We start from the raw sequence: 18424 nt of genomic DNA on the forward strand, positions 1-18424 counted from the left end.
ATAATTAACCTGTAATAGAATTTGTCAGTTCGAAAATTGGCAGCATCATTGCCAACACAATAAACATGACCATGCCGCCCAAAGCTAAAATAATCAGCGGCCCCATAATATTGAGTGCCACATCGACACTGTTTTCAAATAAGCTTTCCTGATTATCTGAGACTTGCTGCAACATCTGCTCCAGCTCACCGCTAGCCTCGCCACTGCCAATCATGTGAATCATCATTGGAGGGAACAAGCGAGACTGTTGTAGCGCCACTTTTAGGCTGGTGCCTTCGCGAACTTTCACGGAAGCCTCCGCTACAGCCTGTCGCATCTTTAGGTTAGACAATACTTTGCCGCCGATATTCATTGCCTCTAACAAGGGCACACCGCTGGAATGCAAAATACTTAGAGTGCTGGAAAACTGGGCTGTGTTGAGGTTACTCGACAAACGACCAAATACCGGCATTTTCAAGATCTTAGCGTGCCATCTGCGTTTATTGTCCTCATTACGAAGCCAGTAACGCATTCCTATGAACATCAATATCAGCAATATCAGCGTATAAAGGCCATAGTTAATGACAAAGTCACTGATACCGATCAAAATCTTTGTTAGAACTGGTAACTCCTGACTCATATGGGTAAATTGCTCAACCACCTTTGGTACCGCAAACACCATCAAGCCGGAGACAACACCAACCGCAACTAAAATCAATACTGCGGGATAAACCATTGCAGCCGATACCTTGCTGTTAATTTTCTGGCGACGCTCTGTGTAATCCGCTAACCGATTAAGAACCTTGTCTAAGTGACCAGCTCTTTCGCCAGCAGCCACCATTGAACGATACAGCTCATTAAATACATTAGGAAACTCTGTCATACCATCTGCTAAAGTATGACCTTCCAGAACTTTCGCTCGAACACCTAAAATAATGCTTTTGACTTTGCCTTTATCAGTTTGATCAGCAACCGCTTTGAGCGCTTCTTCGATGGGCAGAGCAGCTTTTACCAGTGTTGCTAACTGGCGCGTCACCAACGCAAGATCAGCAACCTTAATGGAAGGCTTAAAGAATCCGCCAGAGCTTTTCTCGCGCGCTTTTTGCGCATCACCAATATGCACCACTTCAAGTGGAGTCATATCTTTTTCTCTTAATTGCTGACGAATTTGGCGAGGAGTATCAGCTTCAAGAACCCCTTTCTTTTGCTTACCTCGAGCATCCAGTGCTACATATTCAAACGCGGCCATTAGTCCTCCCGCGTAACACGCAGCACTTCTTCAACGGTCGTCATTCCTTCGAGTACACGCTTACGGCCATCGGCACGGATGCTTGGCGTCAATTTTCGTGCATGACGCTCCATATCCTGCTCACTGTTATTATTGTGGATCATGGTACGCATTTGCTCATCAATGATGACAAGCTCATAAATACCTTGTCGGCCACGATAACCGTGATAATTGCAGTTTTCGCAACCATCCGGATGATAAATAGTTGGAGGGTTGGTCGCATCAAAACCCATCAACTCACATTCTTTCTGGTTTGCAGGCGCTGGCTTTTTACACTCAGGACAAAGCACCCTGACCAGACGCTGCGCCAATACACCCAACAAACTGGTTGATAATAAGAATGGCTCAACCCCCATATCCTGCATACGCGTCACAGCGCCAATTGCAGTATTAGTGTGTAACGTTGATAAAACCAGGTGACCTGTCAAACTGGCTTGGACAGCAATTTGCGCCGTTTCAAGATCTCGAATCTCACCAACCATCACGACATCCGGATCCTGACGCAGAATAGCACGCAATCCGCGGGCAAAAGTCATATCAACTTTTGGGTTAACTTGAGTTTGTCCGATTCCATCGATTAGGTACTCGATAGGATCTTCAACCGTTAAAATATTTCGTGTCGAATTATTGAGGAGGGATAAGCCAGCATAGAGAGTGGTTGTTTTACCAGAACCTGTTGGACCTGTTACCAGAATAATACCATGAGGCTTGTGTAGCAAATCGCCCATAAGCTCCATGGTCTTAGGCTCCATGCCCAAGTGTGAGAACTCAAGACGACCGGCTTCTTTATCTAATAAACGAAGTACAACACGCTCGCCAAAACTAGATGGCATGGTCGATACACGAACGTCCACCGCACGATTGGCAATTCTTAAAGCGATACGACCATCTTGGGGAATACGCTTTTCGGCAATATCCAGCTTGCCCATAACCTTAATACGAGATACTAACAATGGGGCTAGTTTGCGATTTGGCTGTAACACCTCGCGTAAAACTCCATCCACTCGAAAGCGAACCGATAAAGTTTTCTCGAAAGTTTCGATATGAATATCCGAAGCGTTTTCTTTGATAGCCTCGGTTAATAAAGCATTAATCAGTTTAATGATTGGAGCATCGTCTTCTGCTTCCAGCAGGTCTTCAGTTTCTGGTAGCTCCTCAGCTAAACGGAACAGATCCATTTCGTCGCCAAGATCTTCCATAGTCTGACGCGCATCTGCAGTTCCCGACTGATAAAAAGCACTCAAACGGCTTTCAAATTCAGCCTCGTCCAACTTTTCAATTTTGAAACGGTGCGGGTAATGGCGACGAACTTCTAGCAACGCCTGCGGTGGAGTTCCTTCGCGCATAAAGCACTGCATGACATCATTGGTTCTAATCAAAAAAACCCCATGACGGCGGGCAAAACTAAAGGGCAAAGGACGAAAGCCGACATCTTTTGCACTGCCTTCCGTTGCTAACTCTTCGTTTGAATGCTCTGTTGCCATTTGCTCAGCCATTAGTTTTCTTCAGCCTCTTCACTCTCCTCCTGCATGTACTCTTCATAAGTAGGAGGCAAAACTAAGGCTTCGTCGTAAGTTGGTAATACTTCAGTCTCTTCTTCTGGCATTAAGCTGATACCGCGATTAGCCTGCTCAATTTGCTGGGCACGAATATAGCTGTATTTTGCACTACTTAACTCACGCAACTCGGCATCATCCTTTAGTACAGTCGGATGAATAAAAATCATCAAGTTACGTTTAATTTTCTGGGTACGTTGCGATTTAAATGCATGACCTAGAACTGGAATATCACCTAGAATCGGTACTTTCTGCGAGCTTTGCTGAATATCGTCATCAATCAGGCCACCCAGAACAACCATGCCGCCATCCGGTACCAATACAGATGTTTTTACTTCACGCTTATTGGTTACAACATCTACATTGGTTGAGCCAGCAATTGATGATACTTCTTGCTCAATATCCAAGCGAACATAATTGCCTTCATTGATTTGCGGGGTTAGCTTTAACATCACACCCACATCTTTACGTTCAACATTTTGGAAAGGATTTGAATTATTATCGCCTAATGTCGAGCCGGTAATAATCGGGATTTCCTGACCAGATTTAAAAATAGCTTCCACATTATCAAGTGTGGTTACACTAGGACGAGATAGAGTATTTGAATCAGTCACACCTTCAAGTGCGCGAATAAAAGCACCCCAACTAAAGCCATCGGGTCTAATTTTGGCAACACCCAAACCAAGACCTTGCATACCGCCCAACACTTCTGCAAGCGCAGCACCATTGTCACCCCCGACACGTCGGGTTTCAGTTCCGGTAATCTCGCCAGTTTCAGGGTCTCGAGTAAAGACTTCTTCCTCTGTTCCGCGCGCGGAGATGGCACCGGCAGCAACCTGCCCAATACCAGGGCCAGTGTTAGTAAAGTTCACAACGCCACCTGGAGTCGTATTGCTTCCCTCAGGAGAAAACAACCACTGTATGCCAAGTTCTTTTGCTTTGTTATCTGAAATTTCAACGATAATGGCTTCAACGTGAACTTGCTTACGGCGGATATCAAGAGCGCGAATTACTGAGTCAAACTCGCGCATAATATCGGGTGGCGCAGTTAACACTAAAGCATTTGTTTCTTCATGCGATTGAATGCTATACAAAGATCGCTGAGTAGCTACGCCGCCACCAGCACCTGCTCCACCGCGCCCCGAAGCAGCAGCTTCTTCTTTTTGTTTGATTTCACCAATGCCCGATAACACTTCTGCAACCTGTTCAGACTTGGCGTACTTCAAAAATACGGTCTTGGTATTACCCATTGAATTCAAAGGACGATCCAAGCTGCCAATCAGAGCTCTTAGACGAACACGTTGGCGGTCATTAGCGCTCAACAATATACTATTGGTTCTTTCATCAGCGACATAGCGAGGCTCTTGTACTTCATTGCCTTGTGGCTGACGACCACTACGATTTAAGCTTTCAAGAATTCGTACGATTTCGCTGGCAGAGGCATGCTCTAACGGAATCACCTCAATTTCTTCATCATTGGCTTTGTCAGTACGATCAATAATTTCAGTTATACGACGTACATTCGATGCTGAATCATGAAGAATTAAAGTGTTAGTTCCTTGCACTGCAAATAAATGACCTGAAGTGGGCGATACTAATGGCCGCAATACATTCATGATCTGCTGGGCATCAACATTCTGTACAGGAATAACTTGTGTAATATAACGATCACCATAATCATCCAAATTACCAACATTGACCGGCGAATATTCCGAACGCGCCTGTTGATCTGGAATGATTTTTACTACTCCATTAGCTTCAATTGCCTGAAACTTGTGTACCTGTAGCGCCGACACGAAAATGTTATAAATTTGGTCTTTGGTGTAATCAACGTTACCCGCGGTGATAATGGTCACTTTAAGACCTTTGACTCGCGGGTCAACGATCATCGTTTTGCCGGTTATCTTGGCAACCGTTTCAACCACTTCACGAATATCGGCGTCTCTGACATTCAATCTTTCGGCGTTGGCGCTAAATGAAGACAGTAACAAACCAGCTGCACAGAGTGCCATGGTCAGGTTATTACCAAGCTGTTTCATTCGGGATTTCTTGAGTGTCTGTATCATTGGATTCTTCTCTCATTTGGATCTGGCTTTTGCTGCTGTGACAGCTCAGACAAACCCAACAATAGTGTTACGGGCTGTCCATCTCTCTCAATTGATATTTCCAGGGAATCGGTATTAGTTAATTCATTGGCAATTCCCAGCAACCCTTGTTCATTGAGCTGCGTACCATTAACTGATTTTATAACGTCATTACGTCTTAAGCCTAAACGAGCAAACATTCTTGGATCAGAACCAGGTGCCACCTTGTAACCAGTTACAACCCCACTTTCATCTACCACCTGCTCAAATTTGGCTAAGTCCGCTAGTGACTGAGGATCGGTAAAGACCTTGTCCTTCATCTCTGAAAGCTCGCTAGATAGCCGACTATCACGTCGCTTATCAATAGTACGCTCTTGGCTACTATCTACAGGTTTCATTTTGTTTTGTGAGTCTGACAACGCACTCTGATCCAACTGCTCTTCAAGAGTCAAAGTTTCCAGTCGGCCATTATTCTTTAATACAACTTGCAAGGTTTCAACTTTATGCAAAACGACATTACCGCTAACTTCCAGTTTGTCGTTCATGAAATAGGCTTTTTCATCCCGGGCATTGGCCTGAATAATAGCACTCGATAATTCTGCATCAGTTGACACATAGGTGCCAAGAAGCTTCAAATTCAAGCGGGTTTCTTCCGCCTGAACCACCTGTTCTTCTACCCGCCCGGCTTCACCAAAGACATGCAGAGACACCAGCTTGTTGACATCAACAGCCGCACGTTTCGTTTGTTGGGGTTGGTTTATAGCTACAGTTTCTATTTGTGGTGGTGGTTGAAAAAAACCAATCCACAACCATATCAACTTTGCGACTATATATAAGGTTAGCAATGTCAATAAGACGGCTAGAACCTGCGCAATCAACCTACCCCGTTGTTGCACAAACTGGTTTATTTTATGAGTTATAGGATTCATGAGTTACAGTTGTCACGAAAATTCGTATTGTTCCCTCGTAATTGTTCGGCATCCTTCCTGAAGATCGCCTATAATCGAGATATTCCCATGCAGGGACGGAGAAAGCAAGCAAGATACTGTAAAGAATAGTAAGGTTCAAGATGGCAGTTGACATTTATGTGAGATTAGACAAATGGCTCTGGGCCGCACGTTTTTTTAAAACCCGTGCGCTCGCAAAAACCGCTATCGAAGGAGGGAAAGTACATTGCGATGGGGTTCGAGGCAAACCAAGCCGCCAGGTTCAACTCGGTATGACGATAAAAATCAGGCAAGGTTTTGCTGAAAAAACTGTCATTGTAGAAGGGCTATCAGAACAGCGTGGTCCCGCCAAAGAAGCACAAACTCTCTATAGCGAGACTGAAGATAGCATACAAAAACGTGAAGAATTGGCGGTACAAAGAAAATCGATGCCGCACTCCGAGCATAAACCCGATAAAAAACAACGTCGCCAGATCCATCGCTTTTTACGGCAACAGGATCAGGACTAATACGATTTACACTACTATTTACATAGTATCACCATAGATTTAAATGAGTAACTAGAGAGAACCAATGCCCGACCATATCCAACGATTTACCTTTGCTGATTTACCCGTGCGCGGAGAAATCATCAGCTTGGAACACAGCTTCCAGACCATTTCTGATCAGCACAATTACTCAAGCACCCTCCGTCACCTTGTCGGTGAAGCGCTTGCAGCTACGGCTTTAATGGCTGATATCATTAAGATTGAAGGCAAAGTAGCTCTACAGTTGCAAAGCCCTTCCCAAGTCAAGCTGCTAGTTAGCGAATGCAATAACCATGGTCATATTCGAGGTGTCCTGCATTCCCTGGCTCCTGACATTAACAGCTACAACTTTAGAGACTGGGCTCAGGGCGGAACCCTAGCAATTACCATTGAGCCCGAGCAAGGCCATCGATATCAAGGTATAGTCTCGCTTGAAAAAGATAGTTTAGCCGAATGCCTTGAAGATTATTTCACCAGTTCCGAGCAACTGCCGACTTACATTAAGTTATTTATTGGTAAGGACCGAGTAACCGGACTTTTCCTGCAAGCTATGCCTAATTCAGATAATAAGGATCAAGACAATAAAGTGGCTTTTGAGCATGTCACAACTTTGGCAAACACTATTACTGACGAGGAAGCCTTGACTCTCTCTCACCATGATCTGCTGCATCGCTTGTACCATCAGGATAAAGTCACTCTCTACGACGAAAAAGCCATCAAGTTTCAATGTAGCTGCTCTCGCGAGAGAAATGAACGCGCCCTTCTAACCATTGAACCACAGGAATTGATGCAATTAGCCGAAGAGCATAACGGTAAAATCGAGCTCGTATGTGATTTTTGCAGCAAAAAGGAAGTCTTTACTGAGCAGGAGCTCGCTCAGTTGATCACCACTAATCAGGGAACTGAAGCAGTTAACTAGTTAACAAACAATGACTCAGTGAAGAGGGATTTGTAGACGCGCTTCAAGACCTTTTTCGGCACGGTTATGCAAAGTGACCGTGCCGCCATGCATTTCCGCAATTCGGCGAACTATCGCTAACCCAAGACCGGAGCCACCGCCACTACGTGCTGAGTCTCCTCGAGAGAAAGGCTGAAATAAATGTTCCATGTCAGTATCTTTGATGCCCGGTCCTTCGTCCAATACAGATAGCTGAATCATATTGCTCTCTATCTTGGTGGTCACCTTTAACGGTGGTCCTGCATATTTCAGCCCATTCATAATCAGGTTAGTGATTAATCGCTTCATCGCTAATGGCTTAAAATACAGCTTAGGTAATTTTCCTAGTTCAAAACTGATGTCCTGCGTTTGCAGACGGACTGATTTGATGCACTCCTCTACCAATGCATTTAAATCACCCAGCTGCTCACGCTCATCGCGACCATCTCGTACGAAGGAAATGAACTGATCAATAATCTGATCCATGTCCTCGGTATCGCTCACAATACCTTCGCGTAACTCGTCGTCCGCTTCAGCCATGAACTCTGTTGCTAAGCGGATACGGGTTAATGGCGTGCGTAAATCATGGGAAACACCCGCCAGCAATAAATTACGATCCTGCTCAAGCTGTTGCACATTGCGTGCCATTTGGTTAAAGGCTCGAGTCACTGTCACCATTTCCTCAAGACCTTCCTCTTTTAGCTGTCCTGGATTGTCACCACGACCAATTTCCCGCGCAGCAAATTCTAGACGGCGTAAGGGCCGACTGATCTGCTTGGTGAAAATCCAGCCACCCAACAAACTCAATAACAAAATCACTGAGATATAAACCACAGGTGGATGAATGTAGAAACCTTCAAATGGATCCATCGCAATTCTGAGCCAGACATTGGTATGTTGCGGTGACTTGATCCAATAATAAATGTTGTCTGATTCTTCGACCCGCATTTCAGTTTGCGACTCACTGACCCCAAGGCTCTTGGCCAGTTGCTCAGTTAATACACTGTATGGGCGCGCCTCTCTGAGTTGCTTTGGTTCACCCATGCGCGTGGAAATAAACTGGATACGCTGGTTGTCCATAATCTGCTGGCGTACCGAACCATCAATTTTCCCATCAAACTCCAAAGCCTGCAGTTCCAGTGAAGTTTTCACATCAGCCGAAAGTAGCTGCACCAACTGTTTCATCGAAGGCTGAGCCACATACCAGGAAATCGACAGATAGGAAACCCACTGATTAATCAGCAACAGGCAGCCGACCAATACGGCAATACGACCAAAAGCTGATTTAGGCAGAATACGCATGAAAGCTATTGAATGAGACTTTTAAGGAAAACAGAGTAAGACCTGATAATCAGGCCTCACCACCATCGGGAACGAACACATAACCCACGCCCCAGACTGTTTGGATATAACGCGGGTGGGCAGGATCGGCTTCAATCAAACGACGCAAACGCGATACCTGTACATCAATACTACGCTCCAGCGCCGAATAATCACGACCACGAGCCAGATTCATCAGCTTATCGCGTGACAAGGGCTGGCGAGCATGCTCAACCAGGGATTTGAGCACTGCAAATTCGCCACTGGTTAATGAAATAGGATTACCATCATCAGTCATTTCGCGGGTTGCCAGATTTAAAGTAAAGCGACCAAAGCTGACCACCGTTTCAGAATTACTCGGCGCACCGGGAATATGTTTGGCCTGACGACGAAGCACTGCACGAATACGAGCCAGAAGTTCACGTGGGTTAAAAGGTTTCGCCAGATAATCATCCGCACCGACTTCCAAGCCGACAATTCGATCCACTTCATCGCCTTTAGCGGTCAGCATAATAATCGGGATAGGGTTATTCTGTGAGCGTAAGCGGCGGCAAATAGACAGACCATCTTCACCTGGAAGCATTAAATCGAGAACCATCAGGTGATAGTTTTCTCGCTCGAGAAAGCGATCCATCTGTTCAGCGTTTTCAACTGTGCGGACCATAAAGTCCTGCTCTTTCAGATAACGCTCTAGCAGACTTCGTAAACGAACATCATCATCAACAACCAGTATTTTTGGAGTTTCTTCAGTCATAACCCAACATTCCTTCTACTTTTTTGCGCTTTTTACTAAGCGCCCCCGTTTCATCAATAACTTTTAACAGAAAGACTATTCATTGTCTTGTATTTCTATCGTGTATTCAGAATCAATAATTGACCATTAAAACAAACAATTAGCTATGCTCCTCAGTGCTTTGGCTCTTATTTACTCAACATTGAGTGCTGGGTCAAAGTCGACTTGGGCATTTTGTTCTTTTTTCATAGGTGCCGAAGCACTATACTATGCCGCCATATTTTCCCCAATAAGCACTTAACAAGATGTTACAAATAAACCAACAGATAGCTCAAGAGTTAAATGTTCGCCCGCAACAGGTTGAAGCGGCAGTTCGCCTACTTGACGAAGGCTCGACAGTGCCTTTTATCTCGCGCTACCGTAAAGAAGTTACCGGTGCGCTGGATGATACTCAGCTTCGTGATCTTGAGCAAAGGTTAGGTTATTTGCGCGAACTGGAAGACCGCCGTGCCGCCATTCTTAAGAGCATCGATGAGCAGGAAAAGCTCACCCCTGAATTAAAATCATCGATTAATGCGGCCACTACCAAAAGTGAATTAGAAGATTTATACCTGCCGTATAAACCCAAACGTCGTACCAAAGCACAAATCGCGCGCGAAGCAGGCCTAGAGCCACTGGCTATGGATTTATGGCAAAACCCGACACTTGATCCTGAAGCCGAGGCCGCTAAATTCCTTAATGAAGAGCACAAGATTGAAACCACTAAAGATGCACTGGATGGTGCTCGTCAGATATTGATGGAACTGTTTGCCGAGAATGCTGATCTGCTTAAAACCTTGCGGGACTATTTGTGGAACAATGCCTTTATTCACTCCACTGTGATCGAAGGCAAGGAAAAAGAAGGCATCAAGTTCTCGGATTACTTCGACCATAACGAAGCCTTTAAGACTATTCCATCACACCGCATTCTGGCTTTATTACGCGGCCGTAATGAGAATATCCTAAGTCTGCAAATGGTTTCTAATCAGGATCTTATCAAAGATCCTGATGCCTCCGACCCTTGTGTGTCGATGGTCGCTGAGCATTTCAACATCAAAGACCAGAAGCGTGCGGCGGATCATTGGCTACAGCAAGTAGTATTGTGGACCTGGAAAATCAAACTGCATCTTTATCTCGAAACGGAATTATTAGCCAAAGTACGCGAACTTGGCGAAACCGAAGCGATTCGTATCTTTGCTCGTAATATGCATGATTTATTAATGGCCGCTCCGGCTGGCGCCAAAACTACCATGGGACTTGATCCGGGTTTACGAACCGGCACCAAAGCGGTGGTTGTGGATGAAACCGGCAAATTACTGACCCAAACCACTATCTTCCCACACGCTCCACAAAATCAGTGGGATCAATCACTTCGCAAATTACAAAATCTGTGCGAAATGCATAAAGTCCAACTGGTCAGTATCGGTAATGGTACCGCATCGCGCGAAACCGATAAGCTGGTAGCCGAACTAATGAAAATGGCACCACAGCTCAAATTACAGAAAATCATGGTCAGTGAAGCAGGCGCATCAGTCTACTCAGCATCGGCTCTGGCGGCTCAGGAATTCCCTGATTTGGATGTCACCTATCGTGGTGCCGTGTCAATCGCTCGTCGCTTACAGGATCCATTGGCAGAGCTGGTCAAAATCGAGCCGAAGTCAATTGGTGTAGGTCAATATCAGCATGACGTGAGCCAAAGCCAATTGGCCAAAAGCCTGGATGGTGTGGTGGAAGATTGTGTAAACGCAGTCGGTGTTGATTTGAATATGGCCTCCATGCCGCTATTAACCCGCGTGTCTGGTCTTAGCAAAACCATTGCTCAAAACATCGTCAACTGGCGCGATAGTAACGGCCGCTTCAATAACCGCAAGCAATTGTTAGAAGTCGAGCGCATGGGCCCGAAAACTTATGAACAGGCAGCTGGTTTCTTGCGTATTCGTGATGGTGATAACGCTCTTGATAGCTCTTCGGTTCACCCTGAAGCCTATCCAGTGGTTGAAAAAATGATGCAGGCGCTTGAAATGCAGGATGCTCATCAGCTTATGGGTAACTCTGATAAGTTACGTCAAATCAAAGCACAGGAATTCATCGATGACACCTTCGGTTTGCATACCGTCAATGACATTCTAAAAGAACTGGATAAACCAGGACGCGATCCTCGTCCAGAGTTTAAAATGGTTCAGTTCAAAGATGGTGTCGATACGCTGAACGACCTGAAAATTGGCATGGAGCTCGAAGGCGTTGTCACCAATGTGACCGCTTTTGGTGCCTTTATCGACGTTGGTGTCCATCAGGATGGTCTGGTTCACCTGTCGATGATGGCCAATGAGTTCATCAAAGACCCTGCTGAAGTAGTTAAAGCTGGTGATATCGTTAAAGTTTGGGTGCTGGACGTTGATATGCAACGTAAGCGTATTAGCCTTTCAATGATTGGCCCTGACGCTCAGGCAGCCTCCAAGCCAGCCCAGAAACGCGATGGCAAGGCGCATAAAAAAGGCCCAATGAAAGGAAACCAATCCAATAAGCGTGGTCAAAATAAGCCACAGGGTGCTTTTGCCGATGCGCTGGCCGCAGCACTGAAAAAGTAACATCGCGAAAATGGTTACAAATTGACACTTTTAATACAGCATTGCCATGAGTAGTATTGCAATGCACATCTGCTTGCACTTTTACTGAAGTGAAGGTAGTGTGCGCTATTCGCGTGCTGTGAACTAACGACACAAGAGCATACAACATGAATTTAAATAACCGTGGCTGGAACTTTTTAGGTGCTTTCATCTGTTATCAGTTATTGGTAACGGCCCTTTATTTTCAGTACGTAGATGGACTTGAACCCTGTCCATTATGCATGTTCCAACGAGTGGCCGTAGCTGCAATGGGGATTGTGTTACTGCTTAATGCCATTCATAACCCTACTATTCACTCCATCAGTAATCGTATTTACCAGATTTTAGGCCTGCTAACCGCTCTTGTCGGTATTGGCATTTCTGGACGTCACGTCTACTTGCAAAGCCTACCAGAAGGTGAAGCACCTGCCTGTGGTGCTCCGCTTGATTACATGATGGATATACTGCCTTTCATGGAAGTCATTCAAACCGTTTTAACAGGTGCAGGTGAATGCGCCAAAATCAGCTGGCGCTTCTGGGGAATATCCATGCCTGGCTGGATGCTTATCATTTTCATCATAGCGGCGCTGGTCTTTAGCTTTAGATTGTTTAAAGCATTCCAGCAACCTAAACCACTTTAATCTTAAAGCAGAACTGAGGCTCTTATGATCCGAGTTATTATCGAGCGAGTGATTCAAGAAGGTAAACTTGACGATTATCATGCACTGATCCGCCAAGCTAAAAATAAAGCCAGCAACTCAGCAGGCTTCTTAACTGGCGAGATTTTTCACGTTAAAGACAACCCCAATCATGTCATCGTCATGTCATGCTGGGACTCATTTGATACTTGGGAAGTGTGGGCAGAGTCTGAACATCGACTCGATTTGCTTGACGCCATTAGGCCACTACTGGAGTCAGATGAAAAAGTTACTGTACTAGAGAGCAGTCATCTTAAAAGCTAGTGACTGAGTATAGTACAAAGAAATTAACCATTCACAAAAAAACCAGCTCAGTGAGCTGGTTTTTTCCTATACGAACCTATTAACTATTACTATCTCAAAAATACTTAGGCCACTCTTTTTTCAACTGCCCCGTCATTGCCATAAATAACATTTTATAATCTGCCATTAATGACCATAAAGGATAGGTAAATGTGGCCGGTCGATTCTTTTCAATCACAAAATGTCCAATCCAGGCTGGTCCATAACCAACGACCAATACTAATGGTAGCCACACCCATTGCTGGGTCGCGATCAAAAAAATGAGTAATAATAATGAAGCTGTAGTGCCGGTATAATGAAACAGGCGATTACTCGGCAAGCGATGCTCGCCGAGATAAAAAGGCCAAAACTCTTTAAAGCTTTTGATACTTTTTTCCGCCATATGCCTTACTACTGTTAATTACTGGTCGTCACCTGTCGCTTCTTTAACTTCCTCTTCTACTTCTTCAGCAACTTCTTCAACAGTTTCCTGAGTCGCTTCAGCAGCCTGCTCTAACTCTTGAGCAGCTTCTTCTACTTGCTCCTCAAGCTGTTCATCAATGGCTGGCTCTTCTACAGGTGGAACTGGTTCAGTTGGGTTAATTTCAAGTAATTCAACTTCGAATACTAGTGTCGAATTACCCGGAATAGAGCCACGATCCATCTCACCATAAGCTAAATCGGGCTTGATCACGAACTCGTATTTATCACCGACATTCATCAATTGAACACCTTCAGTCCAACCAGGAATGACGCCACGTAATGGAAAGTCGATAGGTTGCTTACGCTCATAAGAACTATCGAACTCCTTACCATCGATGAAGGTACCACGATAATGGACTCTAACAGTGTCTTCTGCAGCTGGGCTTTCCTCACTACCACTGACATCAATCACACGATACATCAAGCCAGATTCAGTAGTTTTGACACCTTCTTTCTGTGCATATTCTTCACGGAAAGCATTGCCAGCGGCCAGGGTTGCCTCTGCTTCTTTTTGCGCTTCGGCTTCTAACTTAGCCTGATGCTCTTCCATTTTAGTATTCAAGTTAGTTTGGAAGGCATCCATTTCTTCGGCTACTTCCTCATCAGTCAACTTCGCATTACCGGCAAAGCCATCTTTGATGCCCTCGGCAACGATCTGAGGGTCAATTTCAACACCATATTCTTTTAGAGACTCAAAATTCTGTCCCATTTGAGTCGAGAAATTTACGCCAATTGCGTAAGCGGTTTTATCGTACTCACCTTTAAATTCAGTAACTTGTTTAGTTTGTTCAGGCTTCTCTGACTGCACGTCGTTGGATTGCTCACATGCTACTAGTGCAGCACTAAAAGCTAGTACTAATGTTGTTTTCTTCATGGTTGGTTTTATCACTTTATTTTCCCCAAATAGTGGTTGAAAAACAGGCATTGTGCAGGAGTTGCCTACAAAATGCGAGGTCTAAACCTGTAACTTTTGAACTATTACTCCTAGTTCAGAAGCTTCCAGCAAAGCTTCATCCGCTTCAATTCGCGACTGAGCTTGAGTTTCAATATAGAAACGTAAATTACTCATAGGTTCAACTGAATGAGGCACAATTGGCCAAAAGGGTAGCAAGCTCTTAACTGCTTGTTGTTGAACCAACTTTTCGCCTTTCAATTCAAGAGTCAGCAGTTTCTGATATTCCGCCTTCTGTCCTAAATGCTTGGCCTTGCGACGTCTATGCCTAAGCCCTGAAACCGCCTGCGACGGCTGAATGCCGTCACGAATCACTTTTTTCCAGACTACTTTATCCATCTCGATACCCTGATCTTCTGCCCACAGGGCCAGTAGCACATAATTCACATTCAGTTGATAACTGTCTTGTAATTTCAGCAACAAGGGCTTGACCTGCGATGCCTCATAAAACACGCACGACCAATCCCAGAAATTATCCTGGTGATGTTTTAATAGCTTTTCCTTAACCATCAACTAACCCCATGCGTTGATTCAGGCATCTAATTCTTACTGTCTATTTTGCTAGCAATAACGGCCCAGAAAAAGACCAGCCAGCTTAGTATAAGTAGGCTTCCGCCGAGAGGGATAACTTTACGGATCAGTTCATTGCCCGTCAATGCGTAAAAATACAAACCACCGCTAAAGCCTACAATGCCTGCAAACATTAACCAGCCCGCCAGTTCGCCCTTGCGATTTGCTAGATAACCGGACATCAATCCAACAGCTAACAAGCCTAACGCATGGTAAATCTGGTATTGAACACCCAGCTCGAAGAGTCTCTGCATGTCGCTACTCAAACTTAATGCGTGCGAGCCTATTGCCCCGAGCGCTACGCCAAACGCCATAAACATGGCGCCATGTAAGATAAAGTGTTTTTTCATTGATGTGTTTGAGAATTTTAAAAGGGCTTAGTATTACATGAGAAATAAGGTTTACAAAATCTACGGTTTTATAATGTACCGCTTTACGGGTAAAATGATGGAAATTTTCTAATGATTTGAATCTCTTGGCTAAAAAACCCAGCAAAGCATCCTCTTTATTCATTGGCCTGGCCTTTGGCTTACTGAAGCTATTCGCAAAACTGCCCTATCCGTTTGTTATAGCTTGTGGTCGTCAGCTAGGTCGTCTGCTGTACCGAGTTAAGAGCCGTCGTATCATTGTTGAAGCCAACCTCCGCTACTGCTTTTCAAATGTAAGCTATTCAGAACGCCAGAAGCTGTGTAAACAGCATTTTTTGGCACTTGGTGAGGGTTTTGCTGAATTAGCCCTGGCCTGGTACAAACCCTTTAACAAGCTGGAAAAATATCATGAGATTCGCGGTATTGAGCACTATGAAAAGGCCCAGGCAACTGGACGTGGTATTTTCTTTCTAGGCTATCACAACACCAGCCTGGAGCTGTCGGGTGCCATTATGTCGCGCTATCTGGAGTTTGCTGCGTTTTATCGTCCTAATAAAAATCCAGCACTCGATTATCATATCCAACAAGGCCGCAATAATCGTACCCAGACTATGGGCCGTAACGACATTCGCTCGATTGGCAAGTGGTTGAAGTCTGGTAAAAATTTGTGGTTTATGCCGGATCAGGACATGGGGCGTAAAGCCACTGTGTTCGCCCCCTTCTTTGGCAACCCTATGGCAACCCTAAATTCGCCAATGCGCATCACCAAACTGGGCAACGCCATTGTACTGCCGGTCAGTTATCACAAAGACAAAAAAGGCAAAATGATCGTCGAGGTCTTACCGGAAGTTGAGTTTACAGGACAAGATGATATTGACTGCACCATGACCAATAAAATTCTCGAAGCTTGCATCATGCAGGCACCCGAGCAATATTATTGGGTACACCGCCGCTTTAAAACTCTGCCGGAAGGTCAACGTACGATCTACAAGCAAAAACCCCCAAAGCTGAAAACTATCAGTGCTGAGCAACATGATGGCGGCATAAGTGCAGGTAAAATCTTGACCCGGCAAGATGGTTTACCAAAGTTGGTTCGCACCTTTGACGGCCAATTGCTTAATATATTCCCGCGTCGCACCAGCCTGGCAATTGATATCACCCGTCAGGAACTTAAACGCATGCTGGATAAATGCTCAGCCTTCACCTTCCGCGGCTTTTATACCATCACCCCGCAGGAGTTTACTTTATGCGAAGAGCGTAATGCGTACATGTTACGTTACCTTGAAGTGCCTGGCGTCAGCTTGAGCCATATTCCAGCTGATCGTCATGAACCAACCGCCATCCTGCTCGGAAGCTGGTTGCGACATCTGCACAGCGAAGGGGTTTATTTAAGCGATATACGCCAAACCAATATTCAGATCCTGCCCAATGGTTCGTTCATTCTATTGAATCCAACCAATTGTGAGTTTTATGATCGTGAGCTTAAAGAGTCATTGCGCGAAAAAGATCGTCAGCAGATGATGGAAGCTATTGCCTTATTAAAAGACAGTCAGCGTTGTCGTGAATTATTTATCGAACAGTATCATATGAAGGTGTAAGACCCATTAATCCTTGTAGTTTTAAGATAAAAATCCTTTATCCATTGTGATGTAAACACCTGCTCGAATACCTATTTTTAAAAATAACACCGAACTGAGTGCTCGCAGTAGCATAAAGGCATAAAAAGCCCACCACAAGCCATGATTGCCGTAACCCTTGGTCAGGAAATACAAAGGGACAAAGCCGACTAAAACGGCAATCAACATTGAGTTACGCATAGCAGAAATTTGCGAAGCACCAATAAAGACACCATCCAGCCAGAAACTCCAGACCGATACCAGCGCCATAAAAATAATATACAGATGATAAGGCTCGGCGGCCTCTCTGACACTCTCAATGGTTGTTATAAGCGCAATGAATTCCTCAATGAACAACCAGAATACCAACGCAAAAATTAAACTGACCAGTAACGACCATAAACCGCCCACATTAATACTGGCTCTGAAATCCCGCCAATTATTACGGCCAATTGCTTTACCCACCAAAGCCTCAACAGCATTAGCAAATCCATCGAGACCATTAGCAATTAACATCAAGAAATTAAGCAATATGGCATTAATCGCCATCACTTCATCACCCAGCTCAGCCCCTCGAGCGTGGATGGTGAAAAAGACCAGCTCCAATGCCAAAGTTCGAATCAGCAAGTCACCATTTAAACTGAGTAAGCGTTTTAATTTGTGCCAGGCCAGTTTGAATTTTTGCGCAATCGGGTACTTTGCTAAAAGTCGCACCACATGATAAGCACCAAATACAAAACCTACTGCTTCGGCAATCACGCTTGCCAGCGCCACGCCTTCAACCGTCATGCCCAAACCAAGAACAAAATACAGATCCAACATCACGTTGAGCACATTAATAATCAGCAGCATCCAGAATGGAATACGCGCCGTCTGCATGCCAAGGAACCAACCAATCATCACCGCATTGAGCAAACTAAACGGTAAGCCCCAGATCCGAGTATTCCAATAAGCCAGAACACTGGATTCAACCTCAGACGACCCCTCAATCCACCACAGAATCAGATCAATCAGCCAGGGGTTTAACAACAAAGTCAAAAAAGCTACCATCAACCCCAACAAAGACGACAAAAACAGCCACTGCCGGATCGCCACATAATCTTCCGCACCATAAGCCTGCGCCACCAGACCCGTGGTAATCATGCGCAGAAAACCCATAGTCCAAACGATGAACGTAAACAAAGCCGCACCCAGCCCCACCGCCGCCAGATAATGCGCCTCCGGCAAATGCCCCATCACCGCCGAATCCACCAGCCCCACCAACGGCACCGTCATATTCGACAACACCATAGGCAACGCAATCCGCCATATCGCCGAGTGTTGATCGCGGCGCTTTAAGTCTTGTTTTAAGGTTTTATAAGTCCAGAGTTTCATGTAGTTTATTCTGGTTAATTTCAGGCTGGTTAATTAATTTTAAGTGTGGGTTTCGCCACTCGCAA

The 18424-nt window shown here is 45.0% G+C and carries 17 protein-coding genes; 6 read left to right on the forward strand and 11 right to left on the reverse strand.

All coding sequences use genetic code 11. The features are described from left to right. Positions 1–4 precede the first annotated feature (4 nt). From gspF to KKOR_RS11640, 4 genes are read right to left on the reverse strand one after another with little or no spacing between them, the layout of a single operon-like run. Positions 5–1228, reverse strand: a complete 1224-nt coding sequence (gspF, locus tag KKOR_RS11625) for a type II secretion system inner membrane protein GspF (protein WP_015781328.1) — start codon at positions 1226–1228, stop codon at positions 5–7. Next, the gene (gspE, locus tag KKOR_RS11630) at positions 1228–2763 is read right to left on the reverse strand and encodes a type II secretion system ATPase GspE (protein ID WP_015781329.1); all 1536 of its coding nucleotides are present in this window, start codon (positions 2761–2763) and stop codon (positions 1228–1230) included. Before gspE ends, gspF begins: the two co-directional genes overlap by 1 nt. Next, positions 2763–4862: a type II secretion system secretin GspD gene (gene gspD / locus KKOR_RS11635; protein WP_143715066.1), complete on the reverse strand. Its 2100-nt coding sequence runs from the start codon at positions 4860–4862 to the stop codon at positions 2763–2765. Before gspD ends, gspE begins: the two co-directional genes overlap by 1 nt. Positions 4863–4885: 23 nt before the next feature. Further along, positions 4886–5836, reverse strand: a complete 951-nt coding sequence (locus KKOR_RS11640) for a type II secretion system protein N (protein WP_015781331.1) — start codon at positions 5834–5836, stop codon at positions 4886–4888. A 140-nt stretch (positions 5837–5976) separates the two neighbouring features. On the opposite strand from KKOR_RS11640, the gene hslR reads away from it, so the two are divergent. Beyond that, complete coding sequence (gene hslR, locus KKOR_RS11645; RefSeq protein ID WP_015781332.1) at positions 5977–6363, forward strand: ribosome-associated heat shock protein Hsp15; 387 nt, start codon at positions 5977–5979, stop codon at positions 6361–6363. Positions 6364–6427: 64 nt separating this feature from the next. Then, entirely contained in the window at positions 6428–7300 is an 873-nt protein-coding gene (gene hslO / locus KKOR_RS11650) for an Hsp33 family molecular chaperone HslO (RefSeq protein ID WP_015781333.1), read from the forward strand. A gap of 15 nt (positions 7301–7315) precedes the next feature. Here the strand turns inward: hslO and envZ are convergent, their stop codons facing one another. Beyond that, positions 7316–8620, reverse strand: coding sequence for a two-component system sensor histidine kinase EnvZ (gene envZ / locus KKOR_RS11655; RefSeq protein ID WP_015781334.1), 1305 nt, complete (start codon positions 8618–8620; stop codon positions 7316–7318). Positions 8621–8669: 49 nt separating this feature from the next. Then, on the reverse strand, positions 8670–9392 hold the full coding sequence (ompR, locus tag KKOR_RS11660) for an osmolarity response regulator transcription factor OmpR (protein WP_015781335.1): 723 nt from the start codon (positions 9390–9392) through the stop codon (positions 8670–8672). 284 nt (positions 9393–9676) lie between these two features. On the opposite strand from ompR, the gene KKOR_RS11665 reads away from it, so the two are divergent. From KKOR_RS11665 to KKOR_RS11675, 3 genes are all read left to right on the forward strand, one after another. Next, positions 9677–11998, forward strand: coding sequence for a Tex family protein (locus KKOR_RS11665; protein ID WP_015781336.1), 2322 nt, complete (start codon positions 9677–9679; stop codon positions 11996–11998). A 146-nt stretch (positions 11999–12144) separates the two neighbouring features. Next, the gene (locus KKOR_RS11670; RefSeq protein ID WP_015781337.1) at positions 12145–12657 is read left to right on the forward strand and encodes a disulfide bond formation protein B; all 513 of its coding nucleotides are present in this window, start codon (positions 12145–12147) and stop codon (positions 12655–12657) included. 24 nt (positions 12658–12681) lie between these two features. Then, positions 12682–12978 (forward strand): antibiotic biosynthesis monooxygenase family protein, encoded by a 297-nt coding sequence (locus KKOR_RS11675; protein ID WP_015781338.1) that lies wholly within the window; start codon positions 12682–12684, stop codon positions 12976–12978. Positions 12979–13072: 94 nt separating this feature from the next. Here the strand turns inward: KKOR_RS11675 and KKOR_RS11680 are convergent, their stop codons facing one another. The 4 genes from KKOR_RS11680 to KKOR_RS11695 form a co-directional block, all read right to left on the reverse strand. Further along, positions 13073–13399, reverse strand: coding sequence for a DUF962 domain-containing protein (locus tag KKOR_RS11680; RefSeq protein ID WP_015781339.1), 327 nt, complete (start codon positions 13397–13399; stop codon positions 13073–13075). Positions 13400–13417: 18 nt separating this feature from the next. After that, positions 13418–14368 (reverse strand): FKBP-type peptidyl-prolyl cis-trans isomerase, encoded by a 951-nt coding sequence (fkpA, locus tag KKOR_RS11685; protein ID WP_143715067.1) that lies wholly within the window; start codon positions 14366–14368, stop codon positions 13418–13420. A gap of 66 nt (positions 14369–14434) precedes the next feature. Beyond that, complete coding sequence (locus tag KKOR_RS11690; protein ID WP_015781341.1) at positions 14435–14941, reverse strand: TIGR02444 family protein; 507 nt, start codon at positions 14939–14941, stop codon at positions 14435–14437. Positions 14942–14970: 29 nt separating this feature from the next. Continuing rightward, positions 14971–15351, reverse strand: coding sequence for a DUF423 domain-containing protein (locus KKOR_RS11695; protein WP_015781342.1), 381 nt, complete (start codon positions 15349–15351; stop codon positions 14971–14973). Positions 15352–15476: 125 nt separating this feature from the next. Here KKOR_RS11695 and KKOR_RS11700 point away from each other — a divergent pair, with 125 nt between their 5' ends. Then, a complete protein-coding gene (locus KKOR_RS11700; protein ID WP_041296054.1) occupies positions 15477–16967 on the forward strand; it encodes a lysophospholipid acyltransferase family protein in 1491 nt (496 codons plus the stop codon). Positions 16968–16988: 21 nt separating this feature from the next. On the opposite strand, the gene KKOR_RS11705 is transcribed toward KKOR_RS11700, so the two are convergent. Beyond that, positions 16989–18359, reverse strand: coding sequence for an MATE family efflux transporter (locus tag KKOR_RS11705; protein ID WP_015781344.1), 1371 nt, complete (start codon positions 18357–18359; stop codon positions 16989–16991). Positions 18360–18424 lie beyond the last annotated feature (65 nt).

Origin of the sequence: Kangiella koreensis DSM 16069 (genome assembly GCF_000024085.1) — a bacterium.
Classification (GTDB): Bacteria; Pseudomonadota; Gammaproteobacteria; order Enterobacterales; family Kangiellaceae; genus Kangiella; species Kangiella koreensis.